The organism is Parabacteroides sp. AF17-28 (assembly GCF_003479205.1).
Lineage (GTDB): Bacteria > Bacteroidota > Bacteroidia > Bacteroidales > Tannerellaceae > Parabacteroides > Parabacteroides acidifaciens.
Genome location: NZ_QUGV01000027.1, coordinates 70,107 through 79,137 on the forward strand (window position 1 = coordinate 70,107; position 9,031 = coordinate 79,137).

General features: G+C 47.7%; 8 protein-coding genes. All 8 read right to left on the minus strand.

The features are described 5' to 3' along the window. Window positions 1-25 precede the first annotated feature (25 nt). Window positions 26-301 (minus strand): HU family DNA-binding protein, encoded by a 276-nt coding sequence (locus DWW90_RS16910; protein WP_122345818.1) that lies wholly within the window; start codon window positions 299-301, stop codon window positions 26-28. A gap of 9 nt (window positions 302-310) precedes the next feature. After that, the gene (locus DWW90_RS16915) at window positions 311-2,386 is read right to left on the minus strand and encodes a DUF4906 domain-containing protein (protein WP_122345819.1); all 2,076 of its coding nucleotides are present in this window, start codon (window positions 2,384-2,386) and stop codon (window positions 311-313) included. 2 nt (window positions 2,387-2,388) lie between these two features. Beyond that, window positions 2,389-4,485 carry a fimbrial protein gene (locus DWW90_RS16920; RefSeq protein ID WP_122345820.1) on the minus strand — a complete coding sequence of 699 codons (2,097 nt, stop codon included), beginning with the start codon at window positions 4,483-4,485 and terminating at the stop codon, window positions 2,389-2,391. A gap of 3 nt (window positions 4,486-4,488) precedes the next feature. After that, on the minus strand, window positions 4,489-5,514 hold the full coding sequence (locus DWW90_RS16925) for a fimbrillin family protein (protein WP_122345821.1): 1,026 nt from the start codon (window positions 5,512-5,514) through the stop codon (window positions 4,489-4,491). 4 nt (window positions 5,515-5,518) lie between these two features. Beyond that, complete coding sequence (locus DWW90_RS16930; protein WP_122345822.1) at window positions 5,519-6,586, minus strand: fimbrillin family protein; 1,068 nt, start codon at window positions 6,584-6,586, stop codon at window positions 5,519-5,521. A gap of 12 nt (window positions 6,587-6,598) precedes the next feature. Next, on the minus strand, window positions 6,599-7,729 hold the full coding sequence (locus tag DWW90_RS16935; RefSeq protein ID WP_122345823.1) for a fimbrillin family protein: 1,131 nt from the start codon (window positions 7,727-7,729) through the stop codon (window positions 6,599-6,601). A gap of 19 nt (window positions 7,730-7,748) precedes the next feature. Beyond that, a complete protein-coding gene (locus DWW90_RS16940; protein WP_158582862.1) occupies window positions 7,749-8,810 on the minus strand; it encodes a fimbrillin family protein in 1,062 nt (353 codons plus the stop codon). A 4-nt stretch (window positions 8,811-8,814) separates the two neighbouring features. Then, on the minus strand, window positions 8,815-9,031 hold a 217-nt coding region (locus DWW90_RS20540), incomplete at its 5' end, for a fimbrillin family protein (RefSeq protein WP_199662208.1).

Consider the following 9,031-nt stretch of genomic DNA (forward strand, 5'->3'; position numbering starts at 1 on the left):
TTTTAAAACAATAAATGATCTGCGTTCAAGGGTTCAGAATTTTCATCAGCCCCTTGCCCGGCTTGAATTTGACACTCTTGCGGGGAGGGATGGGGGCTGGAACGCCTGTACGCGGGTTACGCCCCATGCGGCCGGGTTGCTCCCAGCAGCTGAACTGGCCGAAGTTTTGCAGGCAAATGGAATTACCTTTCCGCAACTCTTCGTTAAAGACGTCGCACAAGGTGTCGAGGTATTGCTGAGATTCTTTACAAGTAATTCCCAACCGGTGGGAAAGGGTTTGTGATAGTTCTTTTTTATTCATTGCTGTTAGTTAATTTGTTGATTGTATTTTTACGCACCGTCCGATAAATCCGAATCCTAAATGACGATTGGAAGAAGATAATTGCCCACCATTTTGACTTAGTTGATACATTTTGAGAGGGGCCGACGACCAGTAAACGCTTGTACTGCCGGGTTCTCCTATTCCTGCATTCATGTAACTCAAATAACCGCAATACTGATACCAGGATATACCACGATAATAGGCTCCGCGTGTCGTAGTATTCCAATTTTGCATAGTATAACCTGTCATCTTTCCAATAAAAGCTGAAGACGGTATCTTCCAACCAGCCGGACAAGGGTCAAACATCGTTTTTGTATCATTTGTCCATAAAGGATAAGTAGTCGACTCTGTCCACCATTTTCCCTTTTCCATATCGCTACTACTATTATCCGTATAAAATACATCCGGATGTGCAATCGCTTTTTGTATCAAATTTGCTTGATTATCGCTACCTTCTATGACTGTTCCAGATCTTAAATAATCTCCTTCCCCATCATATAAAGGACGGAGAATGTTGGAAGAAATGCCATTACTTAAAGGGAACGGGTCTTTTCTACCCCATTGATACGCATAGCCGATAGTTGTAATGGCTCCGGGTGTAGCTGTCGTTGCCCCTAAATCCCTGTCCATCCAGGTTCCTCCATCTTGGCTGATATAATAAACATTTCCACCCGGGACCTCGCCTGTAGTGGCTCCTTTGCCCGGATCATAATCGGATATCCAGATGTGCCAACTCCAGAGTATATCTCCCTTTTGCCCTGCTTCACTGTATGCTGCAAGCAACAGGTTGCCGGAGGCTCCGGGAGAGGCTTTAAACAATGCCTGACCGGTACTTTCAAAAAAGGTAAGGTCTTGTATCAGCCCGTCGGGAGTATCGGCCGTTTGCCAAACCACTCCAATACTTTTAATTTTAGAGGAAGCTGCGGTACCTACACAGGTAGCATAGTCAGCAATGCCTGAAACCGCAGCACCGGGAGCAACCAACAGATTAATCAAAACAGTTGTTCCGGGTAAAACCATATAACAATTAGCAGCATCACGGGGCGCCGGTAATTCTACGACTTGTATCCGTTTATCAGCCGTATTCATCCCGGCAAGAGAAAAATCGACATTATAAATCCGGTTTGATTCGACGTTGTAATCCGAAACATTGTCATTCCCCAGGTAAATCCTGTACGAAACTAATTTTGGGGCAATTCCATCATTCTGCAATCCGCTGATTTCGACATACGTGCAATACTCTCCCTGTCCGTTGGGTGCGGTCGTATCTGTTTTATCTTTTTCTCCGGTCGCCGTTCCTTTTCCTCGCTTGTTTTCGGGTATATACCAGGTATATCCTCCGGTTATATTTTCTGACACGGAAAGATAGTTCTGGAATTTTTCGGATGTAGCTTCCGGCACGGTTTCAGACCTATTCATTAAGCTGGTTGTTTTGGGAACATTTCTTAATTGTAAACGGACAGGAGTAAACGAAAAACCCGAAGCAATGGAACAGGTGGCATTAATCTTGGCCAATTTCCGGCTAAACTTTACGGATAGGCTCTGCTGTTGTGGATTGATAGCAGTCACCAATGAGGCCGTCATCGGCATGAGACCATCCGATTTACCATTCTCATTAACCGAAATCAGTTGTTGCCGCAACTCACCATACGTCCCGGAAAAGTTTTGTAAGTTTTCTGTATTTGCTACAAAATAAAGGAACTGCTGCTTACCGGGATTGCTTATAGGCTGCATCAATCCCAAATTCAGTTTATCCAAATTTGAATCGGCATAGCGTAGTACCACCAACGGGTCGCTATCATCGCCGGTCCCGTCAAACTGGAAAATTGTAATATTGTGAATCCTGTTTTCTTCATCGCCCAGGTCACCAGGTAATGGCGATTCCGGGGTACGGGTAACAGCAGAATTTAGAAAACTCGCCACATGCATACTAACCGTTAACTCTACAGTCCTGTATTTTTCAACTATAGACATATCTGTCTCCCGGCTACAAGCTACCAGAAGTATTCCTCCCAATAAGGCGCTTGCAAACCGGATTGCTGATTTTAATCGATTCTTTTCCATTACTAATTATTTTTGACCTTTACACAACGTACCGGAAAGCCATAGGATTGGCTATATAAAGCATTAGGATTGACTGTTCCGTTTGATTGATTTCCGGATGCTGTCAGACTTTGGTGGTACAGACAGTAAGCATTATTACTCCCTTCGGAATTTGTGGAAGACCATAAATAACCTTCACTGGCGGAAGAAGCAGAAGAAGGAAGATTTGAATTTCCGGTATCATATGCTGTTTTTCCTCCCAACCGGTAGATGGCAACATCTCCCGATCCGAAATTGTAAGAAGAATACCGATCCGCACGCCATGTGAAAAAATTCACATTCTGGGTAAAACCATCCCAACTGCCCTTCTGCGGTATGCGCCAACCGTACGGACAGGGATCGAAAACAGTTCGCACGTTGTCCTGCCATAGACGTGCGGTTTGCGTACTTTTTTTATACCAGGGACTGCCATCCGCTACTTTATAAAAGACATTCGGCTCCTTCAATGATGAGGTTAACGGGGCAGTTGTCGGAACTGTGCTACTTGTATAATAATTTTTCAGGAACGGATCTTTTCTACCCCATTGATACATCAATTCCGGAACAGCAGGCGTTAACGTATTGGAGGCTCCCAGATTCCTGTCCATCCATTCCTGCCCGTTATAGGATTGCCGTGTTCCCACCAACACATCTACCCGGTTATCATTAATAATATGTGCGTATGGTGTCACCCAGATATGCCAGCTCCAAAGAATCTCGTTCGCCTCACTGTATGCGGCAATCAGGGCATTGCCGGAGGTGCCGTCTTGATTAGGGACGACATTTATCATACCTTGGGCGATAGTAGCAGTAATCAGGTTCTCCGATGTCTGCCACAGGATTTTGACACCGGCTATCTTGCTATACCGGTCTTCTATCATCCGGTCTGTGTAGACGATTCCGCTGCCCGCCACATCCACGCCCGGCGCTCTGTATGGGCTGAACGACACTTCGCTTCCCGCTTCGGGAGATACCATAAAACAATTGGCTGGTTCCGAATAGACGAAATTCTTTTTCGTCACCCGGAGGTCGAATGTGTTGACTCCTACGATTGTGGCTTTTACGTCATAAGCCCCGTTTGCCTCGACATCGTAATTGTTGTAGTTGACTGTTCCGTTTTGTTCCGTATGGCTTCCTATATAAAAACGGTAGGTCGCCAACTGGTCCGGCATATTCGGGGTACGGAAGATGCCGCTCAATTCGATATAGGTACAATACTCATCCGGGGCATTTCCGGCTGTCTTTTCCCACGCTTTTATCACTTTATCTTCTTTTATGCCCCGGCGGTTCATCGGGATATACCAAGTGAAACCTTCGTCTATACGGTCAACGATTGAAGTATAGTCCTTGAAATTTTCAGCCGAACTTGCCGGATATACTTCCGTTGTTTTTTCTACAGCGTCCATATATTTAAACGTCTTCGGGACATTCCGGAGTTTCAAGGCTAAAGGCGTAAATTGCGTATTCGTCACGGTCGGCTTCGCCTCCCAGGTAAAGTGGATACGGGCTACCGGTCTTTTCAGTACGATTGATATTAAACCACTGGTATTCCCCGTGGCGATCGTTACTGTTTGTCCACCAATCATCAGGATATTCAAGTCATTAGTTGTCTTCTGGTCCAGTTCCATCGCCTCTTGTCTAAAATCGCCCAAGGTTTTATTCATGTTCTCATAAGAGGCAAAAACATTTCCTGCATTTGCAATAAACAGGATATAGCTTTCATTCTCCGTTGCACGCAAACCGATTGAATACTGGTCGGTTGTTCCCGCTTCCGGAACCGGTTTATAGAGGTAACGTGAAGTAATACACGATGCATTATTATCTTTACTTGCAAATTGCAGGATGGTCAGGTCGTTTATTATCTCATCACCGCCGGCCTTTGTAACCTCACTTTTTGTATCGCTCTCCGTGTCCGACATCTGTACAACAGTGACTGCCTCTTGGTGGAGAGTACACACAACCGGAACCAAGCCGTCCGTTTCGTCGCCGACGCTGTCCGGAACTTCTGCTTTCGTGCAGCCTCCTACTAAAAGTATCCACAGAAGCAGCAAGCCGATATAAAATTCACAACGTTTCTCCATGGTTCATTCTCCTCCTAAATTTCCCCCTAAATCGACCGGAGTTCCCCATTCATCCACCGTAACGGACGATGCGATTTCCTGTTCCCCGCTACCGGTTTCGTCTTGGGTATTGTTATAGCTATCCCATGCGGATATGGATACCGTGAAATTCATATAATCCCAACCATAATTCACCATAAACTGATATTGCTTGCCAGGTTCAAAAGCAATGTTCGGGATGGTGGCGCGGTATGTTTTAGAGTTTGCAGATGCCTCTTTCTCTTCCTGTGATTCCACCGTTACCGTAATCGTAAAAGGTTCAGCCGCCCTCGGAAAAACCAGCAAAGGCTCTTTCTGGGTATTATAATGACTGCCGGTCTGTCCGCTTGGCGCCGTAGTTGAATAATTGAATAGGGTACCGTCGGAATTGTCGATTGTCAACGACTCGTAGCGGTCTGCAACCTCCGTTCCCGGAATATACAGTTTGTTGTCCGGCAATAACAGTTTTCCGGATTTTACCATATCACCGATTACGATAGTCTTTACCTTGAAAGTTTTGAGCGTCGTGTTCGTAGAGACCAGCCGTAAAGTAAATTTTACTTGTGAAGCCAGATGGCTAAGGTCATCAAGTGTAATAACTGTTTCCTTCGGCTGCATCTGCGCCCGGGTTACGGAACCTAAAAGGTCTGTTCCCCGACTGATCGTAGCCGACTTGCCATCGTCGGCAAGTGTTTGGGCGGGAAAAACGGCACAAAAGTCATACGTGCCTGCTGCCAGGTAAAGCGGCTTGCCGTTGTCCGCCGGAACGAGCGAACCGTCCGACACCTGATAGTTACCCTGGGCTGCCAGCTCATGCGTGTCCGAATTGTAGGCGGCAATGGTGAGGGGGGCATCCGAAGGCAGGCTTTCTGTTTCTGCTACGCGGGTGATAACCTCTATTCCGGGCAAGTTGAAATCGACGGGATATAAAGTAGCCCCGTCTATCTCTTCCTCCTGCCGGCAAGAGATGGCCAGCAAGAGAATCATCAGTAGTATATAATTTATCTTCATATCTTTATTCTGTTATTGTTACCTCTTCCATGTGGTCTATATCCATCCCCTGTACTTCCCAGGGAATCACTTTAGGTACGCCGAATGTGGCCGAATAGCGGGCGATCTTGACTTCATATTTATAGGTATAGCCCCCTTTCAGTGTCAACACCCCATCGCCGGTTGCCATGATTTCAGCCGTATAACTTTTCTTTTCAACCGGGTTTGCTCCGTTTTCTTCGAAACTTAACCCTGAAAAGTCCAGTTGCATGGGAACGCCCTGTGCGGAGGAAGAGACCGGAAGCAGGATAAAAGAAACGGTGAATATTTTTGAATCCGTATCGGACGGCTGTGCCTCTTTCCGCTGCCCATCCGGCTGGTCGAGCGGTATGCCTCCCGTGGCGGCATCCGTTTCGGAAGAGGGCCAGAAAATCATGGAAGAGGGAGTATTGCCTGATGTAAAAGAGGCAGACAGGTCGATATAACTGCCGGTGCTGTCGATCGCCGCAATTCCTACCGATAGCCCGGAGGCGGCTGTATAACCATCCTTGTCCGCCGCAGAAACCGTCAGTTCCACCCGGGTTGCCAAGTGACGGAAAGAGAGGGGGATGGTTGGAGTTTCCTTGTTAAATGTGTATCCGCTGCCACCGTTATCGGCTACTGCCATCAGATAGTCCACGCCGTTCCGTAAAGAAGCCGTGTGGGGACCTTCTTTCAATACCGGGACTGTTTGCACGGCGTCATTTGTCGACAAGGCATAGAAAAAGAAAGGCACTCCAGTTTGTAAATTCATGGGAGTCTCCGTTTCCAGCACGTCGGCTGCTCCCTCCTTGATGATTACCTTATAATTAGTCGAATAAGCAGGTGCTGTCGAGCCCGAAGGTTTAGTGTTTTTCCAGGCATGCACTGTTACTTTGGCTTCCGGTGTGAGACCCTCCGAACCTGTGGGCGTTTTAGTCGTTGCGAAACCGGCCATAGCGGTGAAACGGACTTCAACGGTTTCCCCACCGGCAGGTTGTGGGTAGTCTTCCGCAGTACAGGCGTACAACAGGAGACTGCCTAAAGCAATAAGTATTTCAGATAACTGTCTCATAGCAGCATTTCTTTACTCGGTTTCCGTTTTGTCGGTTACGTTTCCTACTTCTCCACCGGAGGAACCGGTTACCCAGGGTTGTACGGTCGCGCCGGAAAAACTAACCTTACCACCTGACAGCGTCAAGGTATAACGGTTGCTTTCACCAGCCTTCCAACCGTTTGCCGCTTCCAATTCGCCGGTGTAGGTGTGTGTAGTCGCGTTTGTCTCATCTCCCACTTTTAATCCTTCAATAACTACACGTATCCACATCTTCTGGCCGCTGCTTTCTTTCAGAGGCATCATATTACAGATGGCTATCTGGTTGACCGGAACAGCTGTTATCGGCACTGTAGCCGTTTCTTTATCTACTGTCATAGAAAGCATGGAGGATGTGCTCAAAGAAGCGGCAGCAGTACCACAAGCTACAGGTGTTGTCCCCGTCATATTTTCAAAACGGATTTGTCCGTCGTATAAACGCATATAAGCTTTCTCCGTACTGGTTTGTTGTATGCAAACAGTCGCGTTTGCAAAGTTTTTAGCAGCGTCGTTCGACACTGCACATGCTGTTTCGGAGAATACGATCGTCAGTTGGACTTGTGTCGTGACATGTTTGAATTTCAGGGCTATGTTCTGCCCATTGCCATACTGGATCTGCTGCGTTGCCGAAGCAAACAGGTAGTCTACTCCATTTTTCAGATCGGTCGTGATGCCTTTATTCCCATTGCCTGTATTCGTATTGTTCTCATTTTTAAAGGGTATCCCGTTTTCGGCTGTCGTATCAAACGTCGGGACTGCCTCGCTTGAACTATTAGTCGATACGGCATAAAATCCGAATGTGCCGGAAGGAAGGAGCATGGCGGTAGCTTCTTCACCTGCCGGTGCTAAATCCGCTCCGTCAACCGTATAGGCTTTGCCACCGGTAATGATAGGCGCCGTAACACCCGTTTTCTGGTGATAAGGATAGACATGAACTTGGGCACCGGATTCCAAGTTGGTTCCATCCGCACGAGTGAAAGCGGAAGTCTGAAAATGAATTTCCGACATAACGCCGGAGTCCGGACCTTCGACCGCTTGTTCATCCGTACAACCGGTTACCAGGCCAATGCATAGTCCGAAGAATAGCAAACTCACAAACTTATATGTTACTTTTAGATACTTCATCGTCCTTCCTGTTTTTGTCTTAGTCGAAATCTTCCGTTATGTTTCCGTTAGGGAGTTGCCCATCGTTAACATTCCATGGCTCAATGGATAATCCGGTAAACCCGACCTGGTTGCCGGTAATATTAACCGTGTAATTATATTGCTTCCCCGAAACGAATCCTCCCGTCGGAGTGGTGACATCTGCTGTATAGAGCTTGTCGGTCTGTGCCGCCAACCCGTTGAAGGTGATCGACGGAAAGACGATACGGACCGGAATCTTTTGGCCTTTCTGCATCGGAAGCAGGATGCAACCGGCGGTAAAGCCGTCCGTAAGGTTGCCTGTGCTTTCCAGAGTGAGGCCATCTGAGGCTACCGGGTATTGTCCGATGGGATCATTGGCTCCCAAAGTGATCTTCGAGCCTGCCGGATTTGTCAGCGGCAGGGTGATCTTGGGGGCGTCCGCCTTGATGATTTCTTCGCTGCCTGTACCACCTTTGCTTGTAACGGTGATTTTTATACGGCTGGCCAAGCGGGTGAACGAAAGGTTTACGTTTTGTTTATCACCGTCCGGATTGGATATGATTTTCTTGCTTATAGCGCAATAGAGATAGTCGGTATTGTTCTTTAACGCTTCCGTTTCCGAATGCGAACCGGTAGCCAGTGCAGGCGGCACGGAGTCGGTTGCCGTCCCGGCAGCATTGACCGAAAGGGCATAGAACGTATAGGTTCCGGCTGTCAGGAACATCTCTTCTTCTCCGTTTTTTACCACCAGGCCTCCGCCACCCGTAGCCAGATAATCCCGGCAGGACTGTGGCGCGATAGCGGGCTGACTGATTGACGGCTGCATATAGGCCCGGATCGTGACATTCACATCCTCCCAGAGGGCCTGCGTCGTGGCCGCTTCACCCGGCGTTTCCGGTGCACCTTCATTCCCAGCCTTTGTCTCGACTAAGTCGATCCTGCCGCTAAACGACACGGCGATCTTTTCCTCCGGCTGAACAGGAGGAATCTCTTCTTTCAGAATCTCCTCCCCGAAGGAACAGGAGAACAAAAGAAGGAAGGCCAATAATGGGCCGGCGATTATGGATGGATGTTGTTGCACGGTTTTAATTGTTATCCGGTTCTGTCGGGGTTAAGTTGCCTTCACCATTCTCGAATGTTACCGGATTCCAATTTGTTACCGTTGCACCCGTAAAGGTGATACCGTTGGCTTTCAAGGTGGCCGTGTAGGTGTATTGTTTGCCGGATTCAAAACCGCCTGACGGATAGGTCAGTTGGGTTGTATATGTCCGCACTACCCCTTCCGATTCTCCCGTGTTCTTC

Bases quoted from the DNA above. Each gene is read 5' to 3' on its own strand.
- DWW90_RS16935 (WP_122345823.1), bottom strand. From the start codon at position 7,729: ATGAAGTATCTAAAAGTAACATATAAGTTTGTGAGTTTGCTATTCTTC.
- DWW90_RS16920 (WP_122345820.1), bottom strand. From the start codon at position 4,485: ATGGAGAAACGTTGTGAATTTTATATCGGCTTGCTGCTTCTGTGGATA.
- DWW90_RS16930 (WP_122345822.1), bottom strand. From the start codon at position 6,586: ATGAGACAGTTATCTGAAATACTTATTGCTTTAGGCAGTCTCCTGTTG.
- DWW90_RS16925 (WP_122345821.1), bottom strand. From the start codon at position 5,514: ATGAAGATAAATTATATACTACTGATGATTCTCTTGCTGGCCATCTCT.
- DWW90_RS16915 (WP_122345819.1), bottom strand. From the start codon at position 2,386: ATGGAAAAGAATCGATTAAAATCAGCAATCCGGTTTGCAAGCGCCTTA.
- DWW90_RS16910 (WP_122345818.1), bottom strand. From the start codon at position 301: ATGAATAAAAAAGAACTATCACAAACCCTTTCCCACCGGTTGGGAATT.